Here is a 26,319-nt window from a genome sequence, read left to right on the forward strand (position 1 = left end):
GTGTGGTCAAATCAGCGCGGCGAGTTAACCCCAGCCTGCGCTGATGCCGCCATCGACCGTGTAGATGACCCCGGACGTGTACCCGGCGCGATCCGACGCCAGGAATGCCATCAGGTCGCCGATCTCGCGCGCATGCGCGGGGCGGCCGAGCGGCAGGCTCTTCTGGAATTCCTTGTAGCGGCTCTCGTCGCCGAACTGGTGTTTTGCCCGCGTCTTGAGCAGGGTGACGTGGCGGTCGGTACCGACAGGGCCGGGATTGATGCCGACCACGCGAATGTTGTCGGCAAGGCTCTTGCCGCCGAGGGCGCGGGTGAAGGCCATCAGCGCGGCATTGCCGGCGCTGCCGCAGATGTAGTTGGCGTCGAATTTCTCGCCGGCTGCCCCGATGTCGTTGACGATCACGCCGCCGCCCTTGGCCTTCATCTGCGCGTAGATGTGCCGTGTGAGGTTGATATAGCCGAACACCTTCAATTCCCAAGCGTGCCGCCAGGCCTCCTCGTCGATCTTGTCGATGGAGCCGCCGGGGATGTCGCCGGCGTTGTTGACGAGCACGTCGATGTCGGCGGCCTCCTTGGCGAGCCGGGTCACGTCCTCAGGCTTGCGCAAGTCCACGACACTCGTCGCGGCATCGATCTGGTGTGCCGAGCGCAAGCTGTCGGCCAGGGCCTTGAGCGCGTCGCCGCTGCGAGCGGCAAGCAGGAGATGAGCGCCTTCCTCGGCGAAAGCCTCGGCGGCGGCTGCGCCAATGCCTTTGGACGCACCCGTGATCAGGACGCGCTTGCCACGCAGATGCAGATCCATGAGGGGTACTCGCTTGGTGGGAACAGGATGAAATCAGTAGGCGCTCGGCCGCGCCACGGTCAACATTGCAGTGCAGCGTTGCACCGTCGGCGACTTTGGTCCATTGCATTGCGGTCAAAAAGGCGGCGGCTGCCGACCAACCAGGGACGTTCTCGATGAGCAAGAAACAATACCGGATCGCAGTCATTCCCGGCGACGGCATCGGCAAGGAAGTGATGCCGGAAGGCCTGCGCGTTTTGGAGGCGGCGGCCAAGAAGCATGGGGTGTCCCTGCATTTCGACCATTTCGACTTCTCGTCCTGGGACTATTACGAGAAGCACGGCCAGATGATGCCGGACGACTGGAAGGACCAGATCGGCAAGCACGATGCGATCTATTTCGGCGCGGTCGGCTGGCCGGCGAAAATCCCGGATCACATCTCGCTCTGGGGCTCGTTGATCAAATTCCGCCGCGAGTTCGATCAGTACGTGAATTTGCGCCCGGTGCGGCTGATGCCCGGCGTGCCTTGCCCTCTGGCCAACCGCAAGCCCGGTGACATCGACTTCTGGGTGGTGCGTGAGAACACCGAAGGTGAATACTCCTCCGTCGGCGGCCGCATGTTCCCGGATACTGATCGCGAGTTTGTGACGCAGCAGACGGTGATGACCCGCGTCGGCGTCGACCGCATCCTGAAGTTTGCCTTCGATCTCGCGCAGTCGCGGCCGAAGAAGCACCTGACCTCGGCGACCAAGTCGAACGGCATCTCCATCACCATGCCCTATTGGGACGAGCGCGTGGAGGCGATGGCCAAGAAATTCCCGGGCGTGAAGTGGGACAAGTACCACATCGACATTCTGACTGCGAACTTCGTGCTGCATCCGGACTGGTTCGACGTCGTGGTCGGCTCGAACCTGTTCGGCGACATCCTCTCCGATCTCGGCCCGGCCTGCACCGGCACCATCGGCATTGCGCCGTCAGGCAACATCAACCCCGAAGGCGATTTCCCCTCGGTGTTCGAGCCGGTGCACGGTTCGGCGCCCGATATCGCTGGGCAGGGGATCGCCAACCCGATCGGTGCGATCTGGTCGGGCGCGATGATGCTCGAACATCTCGGCGAGAAGGTCGCCGGCAGATCGATCGTCGACGCGATCGAGCGCACGCTGGCAGAGCGCACGCTTCGCACCAAGGATCTCGGCGGTAACGCCGACACGACCGCTTGCGGCAAGGCGGTTGCGGACATGGTGGACTAAGCTGAGCTGCTAACCAATGGTCGTCCCGGCCTTACGCCGGGGCGACGCAGAGAGTGGCTGCCTACCCCGCGATCTTCTCGATCGCAGCCTGATCCAGCCCGAACTTCTTCCCGGCCTCCAGAATTTCCTGCCAGGTGGTCGGGTCGACCGGAATGCCTTCGGCCAGGCGCCTCTTCTTGGTCTCGCGCTCGGGCTCGCCGGCGATCTTGACCCTGTCGACGCCGGCGGCGGGCGGCGAGCCGGTGTGCCAGGCAACGAAGCCTTCGACCTCGCGCGCCAGGTTTTCACCGGTGCCGAGCTTGTCCGGGTCGATGACGATCGAGAGCATGCCGTTGAGGACGTTGTGCTTGCCGTCGGATGGGCCCTTGACCGCCTGCCCGCCGGAGAGCGCGCCGCCGAGGATTTCGCACACCAGCGCCAGTCCCGAGCCCTTGTGCTCGCCGAAAGGCAGGATGGCGCCGTGCGGCGGGATCACCGTGTAGCGCGGATTGACCGTGGGTTTGCCTTCGTTGTCGATGATGGTGCCGGGCTCGAGTTCGACGCCCTTGTTGTGGGCGACGCGGGTCTTGCCCTGCGCGATCCTGCTGGTGGCGAAGTCGAGCACGATGGGGTCCTTGCCCTTGCGCGGGATGCCGACACAGAACGGGTTGGTGCCGTGGCGCGCATCGCTGCCGCCCCAGGGCGCCACGATCGGGCGCGAGATCACGTTGACGAAGTGGATCGAGACCAGCCCGTGGTCGATGCACTGCTCGGCCCAGTGGCCGATGCGACCGATGTGGTGCGAATTGGAGAGGCCGACGAGGCACACGCCGTTGCGCTTGGCGCGCTCTGCCGCCAACTCCATCGCCTCATGACCGATCACCTGGCCGTAGCCGGTGAGGCCGTCGAGCGTGAGAAGCGGACCGGTGTCGAGCACAGTCTTGACGTGCGCGTTCACGGCGAGGCCGCCGTTGACGACGCTCTGGACATAGCGCGGCATCATGCCGACGCCGTGCGAGTCGTGCCCCTTGAGGTTCGCTTCCACCAGATTGGTGGAGACGAGTTCGGCTTCGCGGTCCGAGGAGCCGCCGGCCTTGACGATGGCGCGGATGGCGTTGGTGAGCGGCTCAGCCTTGATGGTGCGATAGTCAGCCATTTTTTTGCTCTTATCCTTTCACAATCCGGCGGCAATGCTCCCACGCCGCATGAATGAGGTTCTCGCTGGCTTCCGGCGTGCGGAAGGCGGAATGCGCCGACAGCGTCACGTTCGGCAGCTTCGTCAGCGGATGATCGCCGGGCAGGGGCTCGGTGTTGAAGACGTCGAGCCCGGCATGGCGGATGTGGCCCGACTTCAGCGCGTCGATCATCGCCTGCTCGTCGACCACTGCGGCACGCGCCGTGTTGATGAGGATGACGCCCGGTTTCATCGCAAAGATCTTCTCGCGCGTGATCATGCCGCGCGTCTCGTCGTTGAGCAGCAGATGCAGCGACACGACGTCGCTCGTCGCAAGTACCGTATCGAGATCGGTGAACGTGACGCCCGGATGGCTCTTCGGCGAACGGTTCCAGGCGATCACCTTCATGCCGCTGCCGGACGCGATCCGCGCAACTTCAGCGGCGATGCCCCCGAAGCCGATCAGGCCGAGCGTCTTGCCGGTGAGCTGCATGCCGTCCTCGCGCAGCCAGTTGCCGGCGCGCATCTCGCGGTCCATCATCGCGATGACGCGGGCCGAGGCCCACATCAGCGCGATCGCGGATTCCGCGACGGCCGTGTCGCCATAGCCCTTGATCAGATGCACGGAGATGCCGAGCTCGGCGAGCTCCTCCGGGTTCATGTAGCTGCGCGCGCCAGTGCCGAGGAACACGACGTGCTTGAGGCCCGTGCATGTCTTCGCAACCTCGGTCGGCAGCGCGGTGTGGTCGACGATCGCAATCTCGGCACCGCCCAGGATCTCGGGATATTGCTCGGGCTTGATGTCGGGATCCCGGTGGATCCGCACCTTGGGATCGCCTGATATCTCCAGCCGCTCCATGATCACGGCGAGGGCTTCGTTGGCGTCGACGAAAACTCCGCGCATGGCTCTCTCCGGTCAGGATGCCACGCCGGCGATTGCCAGCACGGTGTGCATGAGGACGTTGGTGCCCGCGGCACAGTCGGGCTGCGTGGCGTCTTCCAGCTCGTTGTGGCTGATGCCGTCCTTGCAGGGCACGAACACCATCGCCGCCGGCATGATCGTGTTGAGATTGCAGGCGTCGTGGCCGGCGCCGGAGGTGATGCGGCGAGAGGAATAGCCCAGCGTCTTCGCCGCGTTCTCGACCGCCGCGATCAGCTTGGGATCGAAATGCGTCGGCGGCTTGCGCCAGACCAGATCGATCTTCACCTCGACCTTGCGGCGCGCGGCGATCTCGGCGATTGCCGCACGAAGATCACGATCGAGCGCATCCATGATGGCGCCATCCGCGCTGCGGCAATCCATGGTGAAGGCGATCTCGCCGGGAATGACGTTGCGCGAGGGGTTTGCGATCACCGCCTCGCCGATGGTGCCGACCGCCTTGGGTCCGTGCTTGCTGGCGATGGCTTCCATCGCCAGCACGATCTCCGACAGGGTTGCCAGCGCATCGCGCCGCAGCGGCATCGGGGTCGAACCCGCGTGGCTCTCGAAGCCGGAAATCTTGCCGTCGTACCAGAGCACACCCTGTCCGGAATCGACCACGCCGATGGTCTTGCCTTCGGCCTCCAGGATCGGGCCTTGCTCGATGTGCAGCTCGACGAAGCAGCCGAGCTTCTGGAAGCCGACCGGCTTCTCGCCACGATAGCCGATGCTGTCGAGCGCCTGGCCGACGGTCGTGCCCTCGACGTCCTTGCGCGAAAGTATATCGTCGGTGGTGAAGTCGCCGACGTAAGCCGCGGATGCCATCATGGCCGGCGCGAAGCGCGAGCCTTCCTCGTTGGTCCAGTTGACGATGCAGATCGGCGCGTCGGTCTCGATGCCGGCATCGTTGAGCGTGCGGATCACTTCCAGCGCGCCGAGCGTTCCCAGGATGCCGTCATACTTGCCGCCGGTCGGCTGCGTGTCGAGATGCGAGCCGATGCCGACGGGCAGCTTCGACATGTCGCGGCCCTTGCGCAGGCCGAACTGCGAGCCGAGCGCGTCGACATGCACTTCGAGCCCGGCGTCCTCACAGGCCTTGCGGAACCAGTCGCGCACCTGCTTGTCTTCGCTGCTCAGCGTCAGCCGCCGCACGCCGCCCTTGGCCGTCCCGCCGAACTGCGCGGTCTCGTGGATGGAGCCCCAGAGGCGGGCGGAATCGATTTGCAGGTTGGTGGCGGCTCGGCTCATGCGGTCGGTCTCTCGATTATCCGGCGCCTTTTTCAATGACGCGCCAGCGCGGGCTCGTCAACCGCGAGGCTGCTCTGCGCAATCTGCCGTGCGAGTTCGGCGACCCGCTCTACCGCAACGACGTCGGGCGAGGCGAGCCAGCTTGCGGTGAATGTCAGCGGTGCGATTGCGAGATCCGTGTCGAGCAGTTGCAGCCGCCCGTCGGCGAGCTCGTTCTCGACGATGGCGTCGGGGATCACGGCGATGCCGAGCCCTTCGACGGCCATGTGGATGACGGTGGCGAGCGACGCCGAGGCGTGTAGACGGATCGGTGGCAGCTCCGGCCGGTCGAACACCTCGCGCACGACCTCATAGGGCTTGGTCTTGCGCGGAAAGGTGATGATCGGAAACCGCGCGAGCTCCGCCGGCGTGACCCGGCCCTTGCCGAGCCCGAGCGAGGGGCTTGCGAGAAAGCCGATCGGATAATCGGCGAGCACGCGGTTGTGCACGCCGGAGGCCGACAGCGGTCCGACCACGAAAGCCAGCTCGATCTCCTGCGCAAGCAGGCGTGCGGTGAGGTTGGGCGTGATGTCGACCTCGATCTCCAGCGACAGGTTCGGGTAGACCTCGTTCATGCTCTTCACCAGCCGCGGCAGCCAAGTGTGCACGATTGTCTCGGCGACGCCGAGTCGCATCACGCCGCGCATTGCGGAGCGGTCGCCGACCTCGGCCATCATCTGGGCGCGCAGGCCGATCAGCTTCTCCGCATAGACCATCATCTGCCGGCCGCTCGGCGTCGGCGAGGCCACGCGATGGTCGCGGTTGAGAAGCTTGACGCCCATCTCGCGTTCGAGCTGGGCGATGCGCTGGGAAATCGCCGGCTGAGTGGTGTTGAGCCGTGCTGCAGCGCCGCGAAAGCTGCCGAGCTTCACAACCCAGAGGAATGTCTCGATCGACCTGAAGTCCAGCATTGGAGGGATTTTTCCCGACCGATAAATTAGATTTATCGATATCCATTAGAAAGGAAGATTAGACTTTATAGCACGCTTGGTGTTGGCTGTCTTTGTCGAGTTTATAGGCAGGTCGATCAAATGACTGTTTTGGTGGCAACGCAGCAAACTGAAACACCCGACACCCTCCCGAGCCGCCAGGCCCGGCTCGCCTATCGCGGCGGCCAGGTTGGTTCCACGGCCGGTGTCGCTCCCGGCTTCGTCCAGGGCAATCTGGCGATCCTGCCCGCGGAATATGCCAGCGCCTTTCACCGCTTCTGTCAGCTCAATCCCAAGCCGTGCCCGATCATCGGCATGTCCGACGTCGGCAGCCCGCACATCCCGGCGCTTGGCGCCGATCTGGACATCCGTACCGACGTGCCGCGCTACCGCGTCTGGCGCGACGGCGAGGTGGTCGAGGAGCCGACCGACGTCAACAAATACTGGCGCGACGACCTCGTCACCTTCGTGCTCGGCTGCTCGTTCTCGTTCGAGGAGGCGCTGCTCGACGAGGGCATGCCGATCCGCCATATCGAGCAGAACGTGCGGGTGCCGATGTATCGCACCAACATCGCCTGCGGCGAGGCAGGTCCGTTCGCCGGCCCCATGGTGGTGTCGATGCGTCCGTTCAAGCCGGCCGATGCGATCCGTGCGGTGCAGATCACATCGCGCTATCCCGCCGTGCACGGCGCGCCCGTGCATCTCGGCCATCCGCACCTGATCGGCATCAAGGATATCGCCAAGCCCGATTACGGTGATCCCGTCACCATCGCCGATGACGAGATCCCGGTATTCTGGGCCTGCGGAGTGACACCGCAATCGGTCATCAATGCCGCCAAATTGCCGTTCGCGATCACGCATTCGCCCGGCCTCATGCTGGTGACGGATCTGAAGAACAAGACCATGGCCGTGATTTAGTAGGCAGCTTCTGCTGCTTCTTCGGGCTTTACCGCATCCGTCAATCGCTTCATTCGATCAACCGAAATTCAGTAACAGAGGACTTTGCCATGACGATCTCTCGCCGCGACGTGCTGCTTGGTGCAACAGCCACGGCTGCGCTGGTGCCGCTAGCTGCACGCGCCCAGACCACGGAAGTCGTGATCGGCGTCATCTATCCGTTCTCCGGCGGCAGCGCCCAGCAGGGTGTCGACGCGCAGAAGGCCTATGAGACTGCGCTCGAAGTCATCAACAAGAAAACCGATTTCGACCTGCCGCTGGCGAAGGGCGAGGGCCTGCCGGGTCTCGGCGGCGCCAAAATCCGCCTCGTGTTCGCCGACCATCAGGCTGATCCGCAGAAGGGCCGCGCCGAAGCCGAGCGTCTGATCACGCAGGAGAAGGTCTCCGCCATCATCGGAACTTATCAGAGTGCGGTTGCCGTCACCGTCAGCCAGATCTGCGAACGCTACCAGATCCCGTTCGTCTCGGCTGATAACTCCTCGCCGAGCCTGCATCGCCGCGGACTCAAATATTACTTCCGCGCTTCGCCGCATGACGAGATGTACTCGGCCGCGATGTTCGACTTCTTCGACGCCATGAAGAAGAAGGGCACCAAGATCGAGACGCTGTCGCTGTTCCACGAAGACACCATCTTCGGCACGGACTCCGGCAACGCCCAGGCCAAGATCGCCGGCGAGCGCGGCTACAAGATCGTCACCGACATCAAGTACCGCGCCAACTCGCCCTCGCTCTCGGCCGAGGTGCAGCAGCTCAAGACGGCGAATGCCGACGTGCTGATGCCCTCGAGCTACACCACAGACGGCATCCTGCTGGTCAAGACCATGGGCGAGCTCGGTTACAAGCCGAATGCGATCGTGGCGCAAGACGCAGGCTTCTCCGAGAAGGCGCTCTATGACGCCGTCGGCGACAAGCTCGAAGGCGTGATCTCGCGCGGCACCTTCTCGCTCGACCTCGCGCAGAAGCGTCCGATGGTCGGCAAGATCAACGAGATGTTCAAGGCGCGCTCGGGCAAGGACTTCAACGACCTCACATCGCGCCAGTTCATGGGTCTGATCATCCTCGCTGACGCCATCAACCGCGCCAAGTCGGCCGACGGTGAGAAGATCCGCGACGCGCTGGCCGCGACCGACATCCCGGGCGAACAGACCATCATGCCCTGGAAGCGCGTCAAGTTCGACGAGATGGGCCAGAACAACGATGCCGACCCGGTGCTGCTGCAATATATCGGCGGCAAGTTCGTCACCATCTTCCCGCCGCAGGCCGCGATCGCCGAAGCGACCTGGCCGATGAAGTAAGCGCTGCGGGAGCAGGGAGTAAATCGAGATCGACGCGCGAGCCTCGTCATTGCGAGGAGCGAAGCGACGAAGCAATCCAGGGCGTCTCCATGGTGAGATTCTGGATTGCTTCGCTTCGCTCGCAATGACGGAGCAAACGATGACGTTTCGAACGGGGGACCAGAGTTGACAGCCCAAGCCATTATCCAGAGTCTCGCGAGCGGCCTGCTCATGGGCCTGCTCTACGGACTGATTGCCGTCGGCCTCGCGCTGATCTTCGGCCTGATGGACGTCACGAACTTCGCCCATGGCGAGTTCCTGATGATCGCAATGTACCTGTCCTTCTTTCTGTTCGCGTTCTTCGCGATCGACCCCCTGTTGTCGGCGCCATTGGTGGCCGCGGCCATGTTCGTGTTCGGAGCGGTGGTCTATCTCCTCGTTGTACGCTTCGCCATGCGGGCCAAGGCCAATGCTGGCATGGTGCAGATCTTCACCACCTTCGGCCTTGCCATCCTCATGCGCGGCCTCGCGCAGTTCTTCTTCACACCGGACTATCGCAGCATTCCGCAGTCCTGGGTTGGCGGCAAGACGGTCTCGATCGCCGGCATCTTCCTGCCGGAGCCGCAACTGATCGGCGCAGCGGTCTCGATCGCAGCTTTTGGCGGTCTGTATTTCTTCATCCACCGCACCGATTTCGGCCGCGCGCTGGAAGCGACCCGCGAGGATCCCGGTGCGGTTGCGCTGGTCGGCATCGACAAGAACCGCGTGTTCGCATTCGGCTGGGGCCTCGGCGCCGCGCTGGTCGGCCTCGCCGGCGCGATCATGGCGGTGTTCTTCTATATCTATCCCGACGTCGGCGCGTCCTTTGCCTTGATCGCCTATGTCACCGTGGCACTCGGCGGCTTCGGCAGCGTGTTCGGCGCCTTCGCCGGCGGCATCATCGTCGGCCTCGTCGAAGCCACCACCGCGCTGGTGCTGCCGCCCTCGCTGAAATCGGTCGGCATCTACGCCGTCTATCTGCTGGTCGTCTTCATTCGCCCGCGCGGCCTGTTCGGACAGATGTGATGGACAAGACCTTTGCCGCGCGGCGCCGCCGCGACCTCATCATCGCCGCGGTGCTGGCCGGGCTCGCCGCGCTCGCGCCGCTGGTCATCAAGGACGTCTACGTCCAGAACATCCTGATCCTGACCTTGATGTATGCCGCGCTGTCGCAGAGCTGGAACATCCTGTCCGGCTATTGCGGACAGATCTCGCTGGGACACGCGCTCTATTTCGGCATCGGCGCCTACACCACCGAGCTCTTGTTCACGAAGTTCGGCGTGTTGCCCTGGTTCGGCATGCTGGCCGGCGGCGTGATTGCGGCCGTGATCGCGATGGGGCTCGGCTATCCCTTCTTCCGCCTGCGCGGTCATTACTTCGTGATCGCGACGATCGTCATCGCCGAGATCGGGCTGCTGCTGTTCCAGAACTGGGAGTGGGCGGGAGCCGCGATGGGCATCACCATTCCCGTGCGCGGCGATAGCTGGCTGAAATTTCAGTTCATGCGCAGCAAGCTGCCGTACTTCTATTTCGCGCTGGTGCTCTGCTGCCTCGCCTGGTTCGTCACCTGGTGGCTGGAAGATTCCAAATGGGGTTTCTGGTGGCGTGCAGTGAAGGACAATCCGGAAGCCGCCGAAAGCCTCGGCGTGGTCGTGTTCAACTCCAAGATGGGTGCGGCCGCCGTCTCCGCCTTCCTCGTTGCCCTCGGTGGCGCGTTCTATGCGCAATTCCTTGCCTATATTGATCCCGAGAGTGTCATGGGCTTCCAGTTCTCGCTCCTGATGGCGCTGCCGGCCGTGCTCGGCGGCATTGGCACCCTCTGGGGTCCCGTTCTGGGCGCGGCCATCCTGATCCCGATGACGGAGCTGACGCGCTCCTACATCGGCGGCTCCGGCCGCGGCGTCGATCTCATCGTGTATGGTGCACTGATCGTGGCGATCTCGCTGGCCTTGCCGCAGGGTCTGGTGAGCCTGTTCTCCCGTTCAAAAGCAAAGGGGGCCACGCGATGACAGCGCTCCTCGAAACCCGCGGCGTCTGGCAGCGGTTCGGCGGCCTCGTCGCCAACAGCGACGTCTCGATCTCGGTCGGCCGCGGCGAGATCGTCGGCCTGATCGGCCCCAATGGCGCCGGCAAGTCGACGCTGTTCAATCTGATCGCTGGCGTGTTGCCGCCGACGCAAGGCTCGATCTGGTTCGACGGCGAGGATGTTACGGCCTTGCCCGCGGCGGAGCGCTGCCAGCGCGGCGTCGGTCGTACCTTCCAGGTGGTCAAGAGCTTCGAGACCATGACTGTCATCGACAACGTCATCGTCGGTGCCCTCGTGCGCAACACGGTCATGCGCGTGGCACGCCGCAAGGCGCATGAGGTGCTGGAGTTCACCGGCCTTGCCGCGCGCGCCGACGTGCTGGCGAGCGACCTGGTGCCGGCCGAAAAGCGTCGCCTCGAAGTCGCGCGTGCGCTTGCGACCGAACCGAAACTGTTGCTGCTCGACGAAGTCCTCACCGGCCTCACGCCGACGGAAGCGCAGACTGGTGTCGCGCTGGTGCGCAAGGTGCGCGATACCGGCATTACCGTGCTGATGGTCGAGCATGTCATGGAGATCGTGATGCCGCTGGTCGACCGCGCCATCGTGCTCGACCTCGGCAAGGTGCTGGTCGAGGGTAAACCCGCCGATGTCGTCCGCGATCCCAAGGTGATCAGCGCATATCTGGGAGATCGTCATGCTGTCAGTGCATGAAGTCACGACCGCCTATCAGGGCCTGGTCGCGATCTCCGCGGTCTCGATCGAGGTCCAGAAGGGCGAAATCGTTTGCGTGGCCGGCGCCAACGGCGCGGGCAAGTCGACGCTGCTCAAATCCATCGCCGGCGCCGAGCGCCCGCGTTCGGGCACCGTGACCTTCGACGGCAAGCGCCTCGACGGCATGGCGCAGCATCACATCACCGCCACCGGCATCGCCTATGTGCCGGAGAACCGCCGTCTGTTCCCACGCCTGTCGGTGCGCGACAACCTTCGCCTCGGCAGTTATCTCTACCGCGGTGAGGCGGATCGCGAGAGCCCGCTTGATCTCGTCTTTACGCTGTTCCCGCGCCTCTCCGAGCGTCTCGATCAGCGCGCCGAAACGCTCTCCGGCGGCGAGCAGCAGATGCTGGCGATCGGCCGCGCGCTGATGACGCGCCCGCGGCTCTTGATGCTGGACGAGCCGTCGCAAGGCATCATGCCGAAGCTGGTCGACGAGATCTTCCAGGCGGTGCTGCGCATCCGCGACGCCGGCATGACCGTGCTGATCGTCGAGCAGCGCATGGCCGAGTGCCTCGAAATCGCCGACCGCGCCTACATCCTGCAAACCGGCCGCGTGCTGATGCAGGGCCCGGCGGCCGAGATCAGGGGCAATCCGGATGTGCGCAAGGCGTATCTGGGGCTGTAGCTGAGAAGTGTTGGGCACGCTCGCGCAACACACTCGGTGTCATCGCCCGACTTGATCGGGCGATCCAGTACTCCGAGACGTCAGAGAGATACGGAAAGGCCGCAGCGTACTGGATTCCCCGCCTTCGCGGGGAATGACAGCGGTGCGCGGGCTTAGTGTTCGTGCCCATGCTCCGGCAGCGTCACCCCGAACACCTTCACCAGATCCTTCACCTGCTCCGGCGACAGATGTCGCGGGTTCATCCCGCGCAGCAGCAGATAGAGCTTCGCCGTTTCCTCCAGCTCCTCGGTCGCAAACACCGCCGCCTCCAGCGTGTCGCCGGCGACCACCGGTCCGTGATTGGCGAGCAGCACGGATGAATATTTCCCGGCCAGCCCCTTGATCGCATCGGCGACCGCGGGATCGCCGGGGCGGTAATAGGGCACGAGCGCGGTGGCGCCGCATTTCATCAGATAATAGGCCGTCATCGGCGGCAGTGCGGCGCGCGGGTCGATCTCCGGCAGCATCGAGACCGCAACCGAATGGGTCGAGTGCAGATGCACGATCGCGCGTGCGCTTTCGCGTGTGTCATAAAGCGCGGCGTGCAGTGGAACTTCCTTGGTCGGTGCGTCGCCCGACAGCAGGCGCCCCCGTCCATCCAGCCGCGACAGCCGCGCCGGGTCGAGGAAACCGAGCGAGGCGTTGGTGGGGGTGACCAGCCATCCGCCGTCGTGCATCCTGACGCTGATGTTGCCAGAAGATCCGGGCGTCAGCCCGCGCTCGAACAGGGAGCGTCCGAAGCGGCAGATATCCTCGCGAAGCCGTGTCTCGCTCATGGCCGTCATGCCTGCTTGTCTCACGCTTTGGCAGCGCGGCCAAGCCGTGTTATTCGAGACGAGAGCCGCCGTAAAAGCCGGCCGCCCGGGAAACGTTCGCAAGGATCAATTGCATGGCCGCCTCCACGTCACCAAATCAGCGCATCGCCGTCATCGGGCTCGGCTCGATGGGGTTCGGCATGGCGACCTCGCTGAAGCGGGCCGGCCATGCCGTCACCGGATGCGATGTTTCGGCCGATACCGTGGCGCGCTTCGTGACGGATGGCGGCACGGGCGCCAAGACGCCGGCTGAGGCGGCCAAGGGCGCCGACATCGTCGTGAGCGTGGTCGTCAATGCCGCGCAGACCGAGGCGATCCTGTTCGGCAAGGACGGTGTCGCCGAGACGATGCCCAAGGACAGCGTCTTCGTCTCCTCAGCCACCATGGACCCGGATGTGGCCCGTCGCCTCGCGAAACAATTGGAGGCCACCGGCCGGCACTATCTGGATGCGCCGATTTCCGGGGGTGCTCAGCGCGCCGCGCAAGGCGAGCTGACGATCCTTGCCTCCGGCAGTCCCGCATCCTTTGCGAAGGCGCGGCCGGCGCTCGATGCCATGGCCGCAAAGCTCTACGAGCTCGGCGATGCCGCAGGGCAGGGCGCGGCCTTCAAGATGATCAACCAGTTGCTCGCCGGCGTGCACATCGCCGCGGCCTCGGAAGCGATCGCGTTCGCCGCCAAGCAGGGCCTCGACATCCGCAAGGTCTATGAGGTGATCACCGCGTCTGCCGGCAATTCCTGGATGTTCGAGAACCGCATGCCGCATGTGCTCGATGGCGACTACACGCCGCGCAGTGCAGTCGAGATCTTCGTCAAGGATCTCGGCATCATCCAGGATATGGCGCGCAGCGCCCGATTCCCGGTGCCGGTCTCCGCCGCGGCTCTTCAGATGTTTCTGATGACGTCGGCTGCCGGCATGGGACGCGACGACGATGCCTCGGTGGCGCGGATGTATGCGCAGGTCACCGGCGTAAAGCTGCCTGGCGACAAGTAGAGAAGAGGATTCCCATGCCCCGTTTTGCCGCCAACCTCTCGATGATGTTCACCGAGGTGCCGTTCCTCGATCGCTTCGACGCCGCTGCGAAGGCCGGCTTCACCGCGGTCGAATTCCTCTTTCCCTATGAGCATCCGGCGGAGGCGGTCGGCGAGCGAGCTCGAGCCGCAACGGCCTGACGCAGGCGCTGTTCAACCTGCCGCCGGGCGACTGGAATGCCGGCGAAAAAGGCTTTGCGTCGTTGCCGGCGCGGTTCTCCGACCTCAAGGCGAGCCTGGAGACGGCGCTGCCTTATGCCAAGGCGACCGGAGTGAAGCGGCTGCATCTGATGGCCGGCATCGCCAATCGCGGCGAGCGCGTCGCGATCGAGGCATTTTACAAATCGGTGGCGTGGGCCGCCGAGTTCTTCGCACCGCACGGCATCGACATCGTGCTCGAGCCGATCAATGCGCGCAACGTGCCTGGCTACTTCCTCAACGATTTCGGCTTCGCGCGCGATCTGATCCAGGAGCTGCGGCTTCCGAACCTGAAGCTGCAGTTCGACATCTATCACTGCCAGATCATCCATGGCGACGTCACCATGCGCCTGCGCGAGATGATGCCGATCATCGGCCACATCCAGATCGCCAGCATTCCCTCGCGAAACGAGCCCGACGGCGAGGAGCTGAACTATCCGTTCCTGTTCGCCGAGCTCGACCGGCTCGGCTATGCCGGCTTCGTCGGCTGCGAATACAATCCGCGCGGCAAGACCATTGATGGCCTCGCCTGGTTCAAGCCTTACGCGGGAGTGAAGCCGTGACGCTCGCATTGGGCTGCATCGCCGACGACTACACCGGCGCCTCCGATCTCGCCAACACGCTGACGCGCGCGGGCTTGCGCACGGTGCAGACCATCGGCGTGCCGGCGGACGATCTCGCGCTGCCCGAGGTCGACGCCGTCGTCGTGTCGCTGAAGAGCCGCTCGATCGAGGCGGGGCTTGCCGTAGTGCGCTCGCGCGCGGCGGAGAAATGGCTGCGTGGCCGCGGCGCAGGCCATGTGCTGTTCAAGATCTGCTCGACCTTCGATTCCACCGACGCCGGCAACATCGGCCCGGTCATGGACGCCCTGCGCGCCGATTGCGGCGAGGCCGTCGTGCTGGTGACGCCGGCCTTCCCGGAGACCGGCCGCACCGTCTATCAGGGCAATCTCTTCGTCGGCGCCGTGCCGCTGAACGAGAGTCCGCTGAAGGACCACCCGCTCAACCCGATGCACGATTCCAACCTGGTGCGGGTGCTGGCGCGCCAGAGCAGGACGCAGGTGGGGCTGGTCGATCTGGCGACCGTCACGCGCGGCGCGGAAGCCGTGCGCACGCGGCTGGCTGAACTCGCCGGCGATGGCATCGGCGCCGCCGTCATCGACGCGGTGTTCGACCGCAACCTCGAAACCATCGGTCTTGTTGCGGCCCGGCACCGGCTGTCGGTCGGCGCCTCCGGCATGGGCCTTGGCCTGGCGCGCGCGCTGGTCGCGACGGGCAAGGTCAGGTCGGCCTCGGCGAGCAGCGCGCAGGGCACCGCCGTCGGCGGTGCGGCGGGGTGTCTCGCCGGAAGCTGCTCGCAGGCGACGTTGCAGCAGATTGCCAAGGCGGAAGCCGTCATGCCGGTGCTCCGTCTTGATCCGGACCGTATTCTTACGGACAAGGGCGAAGTGGAGCGCGCGCTGGCCTGGGCGAGGCCCCGACTCGCTGACGGTCCGGTGCTGATCGCGTCGAGCTCGACGCCGGATCAGGTCGCCGCACTGCAGGCGCGCCACGGCCGCGACGCGGCCGGTCATGCGATCGAGCAGGCGATGGCGGACATTGCGGAAAACCTAGTGAAATCAGGCGTCCGGCGCCTGATTGTCGCTGGCGGCGAGACCTCCGGCGCGGTCATCGACCGCCTCGGGATTCCCGGCTTTCTGGTCGGTGCGGAGATCGCCGCCGGTGTCCCGGTGCTGCGCGCCATCGGTGCCGAAGCAGGCGACATGCTGCTCGCGCTGAAGTCCGGAAACTTCGGCGGCCCTGAGTTTTTCGCCGATGCGCTTGGGCTCATGCGCTGAGCGCGGGGCGTTTTTAGTCGCTCCTTCATTTTTTAAGGTTCCGTACTCGTACGGAGTCGTAGTTAACAACTGCTCAGTCGCTTTGTTGTTGGATATCGGCGCCGCGCCTTTTGGTTGATTCCGATTTGAGTCGCGCGCCTGCGCCAACGCAAAGAGACCCATTATTATGCTCGCCACCATCTCCATCCGCGCCAAGATCATCAGTGTCGTGGCGTTCCTGCTGGTCGCCATGACCGGTATGGGCCTGCTCGCCGTCATGAAGATGCGGACGATCAACGCCAGCACCGTCGACATCTCCACCAACTGGATGCCCAGCGTCCGCACGATCGGCGACCTGCGCGCCAGCGTCATCACCTACCGTAACGTGGTCCGCCAGCACATGCTCGCCGAGACCCTCGAGGACAAGCTCGCGACGGAAAAGACTGCGGCGACCGTGATCGATGCGCTCGCCAAGACTCGTGCGAAATACGAGGCGATGATCTCGTCAGCGGAGGAGCGGAAGCTTTACGACGAATGGTCGAAGCTCTGGGAAGACTACAAGAAGGGCACCCAAGAGGTGTTCGCGCTGTCCCGCAAGGAGGTCGGCAAGGTCCCGCACGACGCGCAGGAGCTGAACTCCAAGACGGTCAACAAGATCGGTCTTGCGGCGGATGAGGTCCTGACCAGGGACATCGAACTCAACACCAAGGGCGGCGATCAGGCCGCCGTCGATGCCGCCGATACCTTCTACTACGCCTTCATGCTGGTCGCGATCATCCTCGGTGCTGCGGTCATTGCCGGCCTCGGCGTCGGTTTCTATCTCGTCCAGGACGTCTCGCGCGGCATCAACTCCATCATCGAGCCGATGCAGGCGCTGGGCCGCGGCGATCTCTCCGCAGAGGTCCCGCATCGCGGCGAGAAGACCGAGATCGGCGCGATGGCCGACGTGCTTCAGGTCTTCAAGGAGGCGCTGGTCGCCAAGAAGGCCGCGGACGAGGCTGCCGCGGCGGATGCCGAAGCCAAGATCGAGCGCGGCCGCCGCGTCGACAACATCACCCGCGAATTCGAATCGATGATCGGCGAGATCGTCCAGACCGTGTCGTCGGCCTCGACCCAGTTAGAGGCCTCCGCCTCGACGCTGACCTCGACCGCCGACCGCTCGCAGCGGCTGGCGACCACGGTTGCCGGCGCTTCGGAGGAAGCCTCGACCAACGTGCAGTCGGTGGCCTCGGCGACCGAGGAGATGGCCTCGTCAGTCGGCGAGATCAGCCGTCAGGTGCAGGAATCGGCGCGGATGGCGGGCGACGCCGTCAGCCAGGCCCGGACCACCACCGAGCGCGTCAGCGAGCTCTCCAAGGCAGCCGCCCGCATCGGCGACGTCGTCGAGCTGATCAACACCATCGCCGGCCAGACCAACCTGCTGGCGCTGAATGCCACCATCGAGGCGGCGCGTGCCGGCGAAGCCGGCCGCGGCTTCGCGGTGGTTGCTTCCGAGGTGAAGGCCCTCGCCGAGCAGACGGCAAAGGCGACCGGCGAGATCGGCCAGCAGATCTCCGGCATCCAGGCGGCGACCAACGACTCGGTCGGTGCCATCAAGGAGATCTCCTCCACCATCGAGCGCCTGTCGGAAATCTCCTCGGCCATTGCCGCTGCGGTGGAAGAGCAGGGCGCCGCGACCCAGGAAATCTCCCGCAACGTGCAGCAGGCGGCCCAGGGCACCCAGCAGGTTTCGTCGAACATCACCGACGTGCAGCGCGGCGCGACCGAGACCGGCACAGCCTCCTCGCAGGTGCTGTCGGCGGCGCAGATGCTGTCGAACGACTCGACCCGGCTGAAGACTGAGGTCAGCAAGTTCCTGACCAACGTTCGCGCGGCCTGATTTCAGTTACAAGTGACTCTTTGCACAAGAGCGGCGCCGTTGGCGCCGCTCTTTACGTTTTGCGGCACGAATATGATTCCGATGTCCCTCCTGCCCGCTGCCAGTCTGCGACATCCCGGTAAAAATGCGGGGCCTTGTCATCCGTTACCTCAGTAGTAGTGCGGAGCGTCGTTACCCATTCAATCATGCGCCGATTGTATGAAGATGGAGCCGAATTCAGCCCGCGACCGGGCAAGCTGTTAAAATTGATGTGCAATCGGTGTGCCGGTCACTTCTGGGGAATTAGATGTCTTGGATCAATAATATTCGCGTCTCTGCCAAAATTTCTGCGGTGTTCGCCGCGATCTGTCTCGTCGTCGCCATCAGCACAGGGGCGATCTACAATTCGCTGAGCGTGATGAACTCGACGGCGAAAATGACGGTTCATACCTATCAGGTGCTGGAGCAACTGGCCGAGGTCGTCAGCGCCATGGTCAATTCCGAAACCGGCGTGCGCGGCTACCTTGTGTCGGCGGATACCGGCTTTCTCGCTCCCTACGAGGCAGGCCAAAAGCAGTTTCAGGCGGCAACGGCCAAGGTCGGCAGCCTGACCTCCGACAACGCGGCTCAGCAGAAACGCCTCGAACGTGTCAAGGCGCTCGCGAGCGACTGGATGACCAATGTCGCACAGCGCGAAATCGCGCTGATGAAGGAGCCCGCAACGCAGGCGAAGGCGCGTGAGCTCGAGGCATCCGGTGCCGGCAAGAAGTCCATGGACGGTCTGCGTGCCGTGGTGCAGGAGATGGATGCGGAAGAGCGTTCGCTGCTGACGGTCCGGGCCGTGGCCTCCGACGCCGCGTCCGCCAATGCGACGCTTGCGATGGCGATCGGTGGCATTGTCACGCTACTGCTTTCGCTGCTGGGTGCTCTCGGCGTCGCAGTCGTTGTCACTCGCCCGATCCAGCGCATTACCACCGAGATGGGCGTCCTCGCCAAGGGCGATACGTCGGTGGCCATATCGGGCACCGAGCGCAAGGACGAGATCGGCCAGATGGCCGGAGCAGTCCAGGTGTTCAAGACCAACGCGATCGAGGTCGAGCGGTTGAAGGCTGAACAGGTTGAAGTCGAACGTCGCAACGCGGAACAGCGCAAGGCCGACATGCTTCGACTCGCCAACGAATTCGAAGGCGCGGTCGGCGAAATCATCCAGACGGTATCGTCGGCCTCGACCCAGCTCGAGTCCTCCGCCTCGACGCTGACTTCGACCGCCGACCGCTCGCAGCGGCTGGCGACCACGGTTGCCGGCGCTTCGGAGGAAGCCTCGACCAACGTGCAGTCGGTGGCCTCGGCCACCGAGGAGATGGCTTCGTCAGTCGGCGAAATCAGCCGTCAGGTGCAGGAATCGGCGCGGATGGCAGGCGATGCCGTCAGCCAGGCCCGGACCACCACCGAGCGCGTCAGCGAGCTCTCCAAGGCAGCCGCCCGCATCGGCGACGTCGTCGAGCTGATCAACACCATCGCCGGCCAGACCAATCTGCTGGCGCTGAACGCCACCATCGAGGCGGCGCGCGCTGGCGAAGCGGGCCGCGGCTTCGCGGTGGTTGCTTCCGAGGTGAAGGCCCTCGCCGAGCAGACGGCGAAAGCGACCGGCGAGATCGGCCAGCAGATCTCGGGCATCCAGGCGGCGACCAACGACTCGGTCGGCGCCATCAAGGAGATCTCGTCCACCATCGAGCGCCTGTCGGAAATCTCCTCGGCCATCGCGGCCGCGGTGGAAGAGCAGGGCGCTGCGACCCAGGAGATCTCCCGCAACGTGCAGCAGGCCGCCCAGGGCACCCAGCAGGTCTCCTCCAACATCACCGACGTGCAGCGCGGTGCCACCGAGACCGGCACGGCCTCCTCGCAGGTGCTGTCGGCGGCGCAGATGCTCTCGAACGACTCGACCCGGCTGAAGACCGAGGTCGACAAGTTCCTGACCAACGTTCGCGCGGCGTAGGCTTCGCAAGAATTGTCGATACGACCTGTCGACGACATCCGACGATCTGGCAACGGGCGGCGCAGGAAGCGCCGCCCGCTTTCTGCCGCCGGCAGCTTGATATGTCCTATGGGTGGTATCGTGCATAATTACCCGTAGTCGTACGGGAAGAGGATTTCATCGATAGTTAAATTCGCTTGATCAGAATTGCTAAGGACGTTTTGAACAGCGCAGTCCGGATGGGATTGACCGCATCGCGTTTCATTTTGGGGGGCTTTGATGCGCAAGAATTTTCCGATCACCGAAATCGAATATCCCGTCAGTGACGAGACGCTGATCGTCTCCAGGACGGATCTCAAGGGCAAGATTGCCTATTTCAACGAGGACTTCGTTGCCGCGGCGGGTTTCACCTCCGAAGAGCTGATGGGGCAGCCGCACAACATGATCCGTCATCCGGACATGCCGCCGGAAGCCTTCCAGAACCTTTGGGACACGCTTAAAGCCGGCAAGCCATGGCTTGGTGCGGTGAAGAATCGCCGCAAGAACGGCGACTATTACTGGGTGCTGGCGACGGCCTCGCCGATCCGTCAGAACGGCCAGGTCACGGGCTTCACCTCGATCCGCACCAAGCTGCCGGCTGATCAGCGCAAGCTCGCCGAAGAGGTCTACGCCGCGATCCGCGAGAAGAAGCCGCACGGCTATCGCATCGACGCCGGCATCATCCGCCGCCGTTCGCTGCTTGACCGCTTCGCGATCTTCACGCGCACGCTGAAGGCGCGCCTCGTCACGATGATGGCTGTGCAGCTGTTGTTCATGCTCGCACTCGGTATCGGCGGTGCGCTCGCGACCGGCGGTTCGACCAGCGTGGTTCTGGTGCTGCTCGCCGTCGTCGGCGCAGCGCTCGGCGGCTTCTTCGGCGTTGCAACCATGCGTGCGATCCGCGGGCCGATGCAGCAACTCAACGACACCATGCTCAATCTCGTGCAGGACAAGCTCGACAACCGTATCGTGATCGACCGCGACGACGAGATCGGCGAGGCCCTGCGCAACCTCCAGACGGTGCAGACCATCATCCGCTTCAGCCGTGACGAGGTGCAGGCGGTACAGCGCCGCGCCGAGGCGCAGCGCAAGACCGACATGACGAAGCTCGCCGATGGCTTCGAGGCTGCGATCGGCGAGATCGTCGAGACCGTATCGTCGGCTGCGACCGAGCTCGAGGCCTCGGCCTCCACGTTGTCCTCGACCGCTGGCCGGGCCCAGGAATTGGCGACGGTCGTCGCGGGCGGTTCCGAGGAAGCTTCCGCCAACGTTCATTCGGTGGCATCTGCCGCCGAAGAGATGTCGTCGTCGGTCCGGGAGATCAGCCGGCAGGTGCAGGACTCCTCCAGGATCGCCGGCGAGGCGGTCAGCCAGGCCCAGGCCACCACCGAGCGCGTCGGCGAACTGTCGCGGGCGGCGTCGCGGATCGGCGATGTCGTCGAGCTCATCAACGCCATAGCCGGCCAGACCAACCTGCTGGCGCTGAATGCCACGATCGAGGCGGCGCGAGCCGGCGAGGCCGGCCGCGGCTTCGCCGTGGTGGCATCCGAGGTGAAGGCACTGGCCGAGCAGACCGCGAAGGCAACCGGTGACATCGGTCAGCAGATCGGCGGCATCCAGGCCGCAACTCAGGAGTCGGTCAGCGCCATCAGCGGGATCAGCGGCACCATTGCACGCCTCTCCGAAATTTCGTCGGCGATCGCCGCGGCTGTAGAGCAGCAGGGCGCCGCGACGCAGGAGATCGCCCGCAACGTGCAGCAGGCCGCCCAAGGCACCCAGGAGGTCTCGTCCAACGTCGGTGAAGTCCAGCGCGGCGCTGTCGAGACCGGCTCGGCCTCCACGCAGGTGCTGTCGGCCGCGCAGATGCTGTCGCGCGATCTCGAACCGGCTGAGGCTCGAGGTCAGCAAGTTCCTGGGCTCGGTCCGCGCAGCCTAGCCAATCAATCAGACCACCAGTTCTGAAAGCGGCGCCACTCGGGCGCCGTTTTGACGTGCCGGCCTATCCTCTGGCGCAGACGCTGCATATCTGGAATGCGATTTCGCTGTGCGATAGCAGGGAAGTGACTGCCTGTGACGCGCTGCCGTTGGCCATTTCAGCGGTGTTCGGGTAAATCAACAGGGGAACCCGCGGGGGCGTGTTCCCTGTCCCCAGATCTGGAATTACCCGACGAATGATTGCTCTGGTTCGTATCGCCCTGAGCCGACCCTACACGTTTGTCGTGCTCGCGCTCCTGCTCCTCATCATTGGACCGCTGGCGGCACTGCGGACGCCGACCGATATCTTTCCGGACATCCGCATCCCCGTGATCGGCGTCGTCTGGCAGTACACCGGGCTGCCGCCGGACCAGATGTCCGGCCGTATCACGACGCCATTCCAGCGCGCGCTCACCACCACCGTCAACGACATCGAGCACATCACCGCCAACTCCTATAACGGCTTTGGCATCATCAAAATCTTCTTCCAGCCCAATGTCGACATCCGCACCGCCAATGCCCAGGTCACCGCGATTTCGCAGACGCTGATCAAGCAGATGCCGCCCGGCGCGACGCCGCCCTTGATCCTGAATTACTCCGCCTCGACCGTGCCGATCCTCCAGGTGGCGCTGTCCGGCGACGGACTGACCGAGCAGAACCTCGCCGATATCGGTATCAACCAGCTCCGTACGCCGCTGGTCACCGTGCCTGGAGCCGCTATCCCGTATCCGTTCGGCGGCAAGCAGCGCCAGGTCCAGATCGACCTCGACCCGACCGCGCTCCAGGCCCGCGGCCTGTCCGGTCAGGATGTCGCCAATGCGTTGGCCGCGCAAAATCTGATCACGCCGGTTGGTACCCAGAAGATCGGCCAGTTTGAATACAACATCCAGCTCAACAACTCGCCGCTCAAGATCGACGAACTCGGCAATCTGCCGATCAAGACCGTCAACGGCGCCATGGTTTACGTGCGTAATGTCGCGACCGTTCGCGACGGCAATCCGCCGCAGACCAACATCGTCCATGTCGACGGCAACCGCTCGGTGCTGATGATGGTGCTGAAGGCGGGCGCGACCTCGACGCTCGACATCATCGCGGGCATCAAGCAGAAAGTGATCGACGTCAAGGACCAACTGCCGGACGCGTTGAAGATCGGTTTCATCGGCGACCAGTCGGTGTTCGTCCGCGGCGCGATCCAGGGCGTCGCGTTCGAGGGCGTGATCGCCGCGCTGCTGACCAGCGTCATGATCCTCCTGTTCCTCGGCAGCTGGCGCTCGACCGTCATCATCGCAGTCTCGATCCCGCTCTCCGTGCTCGGCGCCATCATCATGCTGTCGGCGATCGGTGAGACGCTGAACATCATGACGCTCGGCGGCCTTGCGCTCGCGGTCGGCATCCTGGTCGACGACGCCACGGTCACCATCGAGAACATCAACTACCATCTGGAGCAGGGCAAGCCGGTCGAGCAGTCGATCCTCGACGGCGCCAACCAGATCGTGACGCCGGCCTTCGTCTCGCTGCTCTGCATCTGCATCGTGTTCGTGCCGATGTTCTTCCTCACTGGCGTCGCGCGCTTCCTGTTCGTGCCGATGGCGGAAGCGGTGATGTTCGCGATGATGTGGTCGTTCATCCTGTCGCGCACTCTGGTGCCGACCATGGCCAATTATCTGTTGCAACCACATGTGCATCACGAGGGCGAACCGCCAAAATCGCACAATCCTCTGGTCTTGTTCCAGCGCGGCTTCGAGGCGCGGTTCGAACGCATCCGCGGCGGCTACCATGGCTTCCTCGGGCTCGCGCTGGCGCATCGCGCCGTGTTCGTGATCGGCTTCCTCTGCGTGGTCGGCGCGTCGTTTGCGCTGGTGCCGTTCCTCGGGCGCAACTTCTTCCCCTCGGTCGATGCCGGCAATATCCTGATGCATGTCCGCACCCAGGTCGGAACGCGCGTGGAAGAGACGGCCAACCAGCTCGCAGACGTGCAGAAGGCGATCCGCAAGCTGATCCCCGGCGAAATCGAGACGCTGGCCGACAACATCGGGATGCCGATCTCCGGCATCAATATGACCTACAACAACACCGGCGTGATCGGCCCGCAGGACGGCGACATCCAGATCAAGCTTAGGGAAGGCCACAAGCCGACCGAGGAACACGTGAAGGTGCTGCGTGAGCAGTTGCCGCGGCTATTCCCTGGCGTCAGCTTCTCGTTCCTGCCGGCCGACATCGTCAGCCAGATCCTGAATTTCGGCGCGCCGGCGCCGATCGATCTGCAGATCCGCGGCGCCAATGTCGCCGCCAACTTCGCCTACGCCAACAATCTGCTGGCCAGGGTCCGCAAGATTCCCGGCGTCGCCGATGCGCGCATCCAGCAGTCACCGAACAACCCGACCTTCAACATCGATGTCGATCGCACCCGCGCGCAATATGTCGGCCTGACCGAGCGCGACGTCACGAACAGCCTCGTGGTCAATCTCGCCGGCTCCTCGCAGGTGGCGCCGACCTACTACCTCAACCCCGACAACGGGGTGTCCTATTCCATCGTGATGCAAACGCCGCAATACCAGATGGATTCCCTCAGCGCGCTCCAGACGCTACCGATCACTGCGGCCGGCAATGCGCAGTCGCCGATACTCGGTGGCATTGCCGACATCAAGCGCTCGACGTCGAGCGCGGTGGTGTCGCAATACGACATCCAGTCGATGGTGCAGATTTTTGCGACGACCTCGGGCCGTGATCTCGGCGCGGTTGCCAATGATATTCGCCAGGTCATCGCCGACACTGCCAAGGAGGTGCCGAAGGGTTCTTCCGTCGTGCTGCTCGGTCAGGTGCAGACCATGAATAGCGCCTTCACTGGCCTGCTGTTCGGCCTGCTGGGGGCGGTCGTGCTGATCTACCTGCTGATCGTCGTGAACTTCCAGTCATGGTCCGATCCGTTCGTGATCATCAGCGCGTTACCGGCTGCACTTGCCGGCATCGTCTGGATGCTGTTCACGACGCAGACCACGCTGTCGGTCCCGGCACTGACCGGCGCCATCATGTGCATGGGCGTCGCCACCGCCAACAGCGTGCTCGTGATCTCCTTCGCCCGCGAGCGCTACGCGGAGCTCGGCGATCCTATCGCAGCTGCGCTGGAAGCCGGTTTCGTCCGGTTCCGCCCGGTGCTGATGACCGCGCTCGCCATGATCATCGGCATGGCGCCGATGGCGCTGGGGCTGGGCGAGGGCGGCGAGCAGAACGCCCCGCTTGGCCGGGCGGTGATCGGCGGCCTGATCTTTGCAACCTTCGCCACGCTGATGTTTGTTCCCGTGGTGTTCAGTATGGTCCACAAGAAACAAGGCGCCAAAGCCGCCGCCCCATTGGAGTCTCCGCATGTCGCCCACTGAACCCCGCTCCCCGGTGTCGCACCGGAAACTGGGCATCGTCGGCGTGGTGGCGCTGATTGCGGCGGGCCTCGTCGTCGGCACCGGCATCCGCGCCCGCGAGGAGCAGGGCTCCAGGCTGAAGGAATGGACCGACGATCAGGCTGTTCCCAGCGTCGCTGTGGCGCTGCCCAATGCCAAGGCCCGAAGCGCCACTATCGATCTGCCGGGCCGGCTCGAAGCCTATTATCGCGCGCCGATCTTCGCCCGCGTCTCCGGTTACCTGAAGAGCTGGAGCGCCGACATCGGCGCCCGGGTCAAGGCGGGGCAGGTGATCGCCGAAATCGAGGCGCCGGACCTCGACCAGCAACTCCTGCAGGCCCGCGCCGACCTCGCCAGCCAGCAGGCCAGCGCCAGGCTGTCGGAAGCCACGCTGAACCGGCGCAAGACGCTGGTCGCCTCGAATTTCGTCTCGGCGCAGGAGATCGACGAGCGAACCGCCGATCTCTCCAACAAGAACGCCGCCGTTCATTCCGGCCAAGCCAATGTCGAGCGGCTTGAGGCGCTCGCTGGCTACAAGAAGATCACCGTGCCGTTCGACGGCGTGGTCACGGCGCGTGACACCGACGTCGGCGCGCTCATCAATGCCGGCGGCGGCTCGGGTCCGGCGATGTTCGTGGTCTCCGACATCACCAAGCTGCGCGTCTATGTCAACGTTCCTCAGAACTACGTGCCGGCCATCAAGATTGGCGCGAAGGCGACCCTTGTGATGCCGGATTACCCGAATAAGACATTTCAGGCGACCGTGGAAGCCTCCTCCCAGTCGGTCGATGTCGCCTCGGGCACCACGCGCATGCAGCTCGGGCTCGACAATTCCGGCGGCGAGCTGATGCCCGGCGGCTATGCCAGCGTGAAACTCAACTTGCAGCGCGACAGCGCGCCGCTCAGCATTCCCGCCAGCGCCTTGATCTTCAACGGCAGCGGCTTGCGTGTCGCCACCGTCGGTGCCGACGACAAGGTGCTGTTCAAGCCGGTGACGATTGCCCGCGACCTTGGCCGCGAGATCGAGCTCGCCTCGGGAATCGCCGCGGATGACCGCGTCATCACCGCCCCGCCGGACGGCCTCTCCGACGGTGATGCGGTGCGTGTGGTCGGCGCCGGCGGCAAGCCGGCAACGGCATCGGAGAAGCAGCCGCCGAAGAGCTAGGT

At 64.5% G+C, this 26,319-nt stretch carries 19 protein-coding genes and 2 pseudogenes; 15 read left to right on the forward strand and 6 right to left on the reverse strand.

Annotated elements, in window-relative coordinates; all coding sequences use genetic code 11:
* Window positions 1–24: 24 nt before the first annotated feature.
* Window positions 25–801, reverse strand: a complete 777-nt coding sequence (locus ACQ86E_RS23985) for an SDR family oxidoreductase (RefSeq protein ID WP_431202085.1) — start codon at window positions 799–801, stop codon at window positions 25–27.
* 155 nt (window positions 802–956) lie between these two features.
* On the opposite strand from ACQ86E_RS23985, the gene ACQ86E_RS23990 reads away from it, so the two are divergent.
* Window positions 957–2,030 (forward strand): tartrate dehydrogenase, encoded by a 1,074-nt coding sequence (locus ACQ86E_RS23990; protein WP_431202086.1) that lies wholly within the window; start codon window positions 957–959, stop codon window positions 2,028–2,030.
* Window positions 2,031–2,091: 61 nt separating this feature from the next.
* On the opposite strand, the gene ACQ86E_RS23995 is transcribed toward ACQ86E_RS23990, so the two are convergent.
* Genes ACQ86E_RS23995 through ACQ86E_RS24010 form a run of 4 tightly spaced genes read right to left on the reverse strand, consistent with a single transcriptional unit; the run spans window position 2,092 to window position 6,300 of the window.
* Window positions 2,092–3,165 carry a malate/lactate/ureidoglycolate dehydrogenase gene (locus ACQ86E_RS23995; protein ID WP_431202087.1) on the reverse strand — a complete coding sequence of 358 codons (1,074 nt, stop codon included), beginning with the start codon at window positions 3,163–3,165 and terminating at the stop codon, window positions 2,092–2,094.
* Window positions 3,166–3,175: 10 nt separating this feature from the next.
* Complete coding sequence (locus ACQ86E_RS24000) at window positions 3,176–4,087, reverse strand: NAD(P)-dependent oxidoreductase (RefSeq protein WP_431202088.1); 912 nt, start codon at window positions 4,085–4,087, stop codon at window positions 3,176–3,178.
* A 12-nt stretch (window positions 4,088–4,099) separates the two neighbouring features.
* Window positions 4,100–5,350: a Zn-dependent hydrolase gene (locus tag ACQ86E_RS24005; protein ID WP_431202089.1), complete on the reverse strand. Its 1,251-nt coding sequence runs from the start codon at window positions 5,348–5,350 to the stop codon at window positions 4,100–4,102.
* A gap of 32 nt (window positions 5,351–5,382) precedes the next feature.
* Window positions 5,383–6,300, reverse strand: coding sequence for a LysR family transcriptional regulator (locus tag ACQ86E_RS24010; RefSeq protein WP_431202090.1), 918 nt, complete (start codon window positions 6,298–6,300; stop codon window positions 5,383–5,385).
* A 120-nt stretch (window positions 6,301–6,420) separates the two neighbouring features.
* Here ACQ86E_RS24010 and ACQ86E_RS24015 point away from each other — a divergent pair, with 120 nt between their 5' ends.
* The 6 genes from ACQ86E_RS24015 (at window position 6,421) to ACQ86E_RS24040 (ending at window position 12,013) form a co-directional block, all read left to right on the forward strand.
* On the forward strand, window positions 6,421–7,236 hold the full coding sequence (locus tag ACQ86E_RS24015) for a putative hydro-lyase (protein ID WP_431202091.1): 816 nt from the start codon (window positions 6,421–6,423) through the stop codon (window positions 7,234–7,236).
* 89 nt (window positions 7,237–7,325) lie between these two features.
* Complete coding sequence (locus ACQ86E_RS24020; RefSeq protein ID WP_431202092.1) at window positions 7,326–8,570, forward strand: ABC transporter substrate-binding protein; 1,245 nt, start codon at window positions 7,326–7,328, stop codon at window positions 8,568–8,570.
* Window positions 8,571–8,735: 165 nt separating this feature from the next.
* Window positions 8,736–9,614, forward strand: a complete 879-nt coding sequence (locus tag ACQ86E_RS24025) for a branched-chain amino acid ABC transporter permease (RefSeq protein ID WP_431202093.1) — start codon at window positions 8,736–8,738, stop codon at window positions 9,612–9,614.
* A complete protein-coding gene (locus ACQ86E_RS24030) occupies window positions 9,614–10,597 on the forward strand; it encodes a branched-chain amino acid ABC transporter permease (RefSeq protein ID WP_431202094.1) in 984 nt (327 codons plus the stop codon). The genes ACQ86E_RS24025 and ACQ86E_RS24030 overlap by 1 nt, the downstream gene beginning before the upstream one ends.
* Window positions 10,594–11,325, forward strand: coding sequence for an ABC transporter ATP-binding protein (locus tag ACQ86E_RS24035; RefSeq protein ID WP_431202095.1), 732 nt, complete (start codon window positions 10,594–10,596; stop codon window positions 11,323–11,325). The genes ACQ86E_RS24030 and ACQ86E_RS24035 overlap by 4 nt, the downstream gene beginning before the upstream one ends.
* Window positions 11,309–12,013 (forward strand): ABC transporter ATP-binding protein, encoded by a 705-nt coding sequence (locus ACQ86E_RS24040; RefSeq protein WP_143844069.1) that lies wholly within the window; start codon window positions 11,309–11,311, stop codon window positions 12,011–12,013. Before ACQ86E_RS24035 ends, ACQ86E_RS24040 begins: the two co-directional genes overlap by 17 nt.
* Before the next feature lie 152 nt (window positions 12,014–12,165).
* Here ACQ86E_RS24040 and ACQ86E_RS24045 read toward each other — a convergent pair whose 3' ends face one another.
* Window positions 12,166–12,837: an aldolase gene (locus tag ACQ86E_RS24045; protein WP_431202096.1), complete on the reverse strand. Its 672-nt coding sequence runs from the start codon at window positions 12,835–12,837 to the stop codon at window positions 12,166–12,168.
* Between the two features lie 104 nt (window positions 12,838–12,941).
* Here ACQ86E_RS24045 and ltnD point away from each other — a divergent pair, with 104 nt between their 5' ends.
* The 8 genes and pseudogenes from ltnD (at window position 12,942) to ACQ86E_RS24085 (ending at window position 26,317) form a co-directional block, all read left to right on the forward strand.
* Window positions 12,942–13,859, forward strand: coding sequence for an L-threonate dehydrogenase (ltnD, locus tag ACQ86E_RS24050; protein WP_431202097.1), 918 nt, complete (start codon window positions 12,942–12,944; stop codon window positions 13,857–13,859).
* 14 nt (window positions 13,860–13,873) lie between these two features.
* Window positions 13,874–14,658 (forward strand): annotated as a pseudogene (gene otnI, locus ACQ86E_RS24055) (2-oxo-tetronate isomerase).
* Window positions 14,655–15,932 (forward strand): 3-oxo-tetronate kinase, encoded by a 1,278-nt coding sequence (gene otnK / locus ACQ86E_RS24060; protein WP_431202098.1) that lies wholly within the window; start codon window positions 14,655–14,657, stop codon window positions 15,930–15,932. The pseudogene otnI and the gene otnK overlap by 4 nt, the downstream one beginning before the upstream one ends.
* Window positions 15,933–16,098: 166 nt before the next feature.
* The gene (locus ACQ86E_RS24065) at window positions 16,099–17,790 is read left to right on the forward strand and encodes a methyl-accepting chemotaxis protein (protein WP_431202099.1); all 1,692 of its coding nucleotides are present in this window, start codon (window positions 16,099–16,101) and stop codon (window positions 17,788–17,790) included.
* Window positions 17,791–18,076: 286 nt separating this feature from the next.
* Window positions 18,077–19,765 carry a methyl-accepting chemotaxis protein gene (locus tag ACQ86E_RS24070; RefSeq protein WP_431202100.1) on the forward strand — a complete coding sequence of 563 codons (1,689 nt, stop codon included), beginning with the start codon at window positions 18,077–18,079 and terminating at the stop codon, window positions 19,763–19,765.
* A gap of 258 nt (window positions 19,766–20,023) precedes the next feature.
* Window positions 20,024–21,719: pseudogene (locus ACQ86E_RS24075) on the forward strand (methyl-accepting chemotaxis protein).
* Window positions 21,720–21,954: 235 nt separating this feature from the next.
* Window positions 21,955–25,134, forward strand: a complete 3,180-nt coding sequence (locus tag ACQ86E_RS24080) for an efflux RND transporter permease subunit (RefSeq protein WP_431202101.1) — start codon at window positions 21,955–21,957, stop codon at window positions 25,132–25,134.
* Window positions 25,121–26,317, forward strand: coding sequence for an efflux RND transporter periplasmic adaptor subunit (locus ACQ86E_RS24085; RefSeq protein WP_431202102.1), 1,197 nt, complete (start codon window positions 25,121–25,123; stop codon window positions 26,315–26,317). Before ACQ86E_RS24080 ends, ACQ86E_RS24085 begins: the two co-directional genes overlap by 14 nt.
* Window positions 26,318–26,319 lie beyond the last annotated feature (2 nt).

It is taken from the genome of Bradyrhizobium betae, assembly GCF_050632175.1.
Taxonomy (GTDB): domain Bacteria; phylum Pseudomonadota; class Alphaproteobacteria; order Rhizobiales; family Xanthobacteraceae; genus Bradyrhizobium; species Bradyrhizobium betae_B.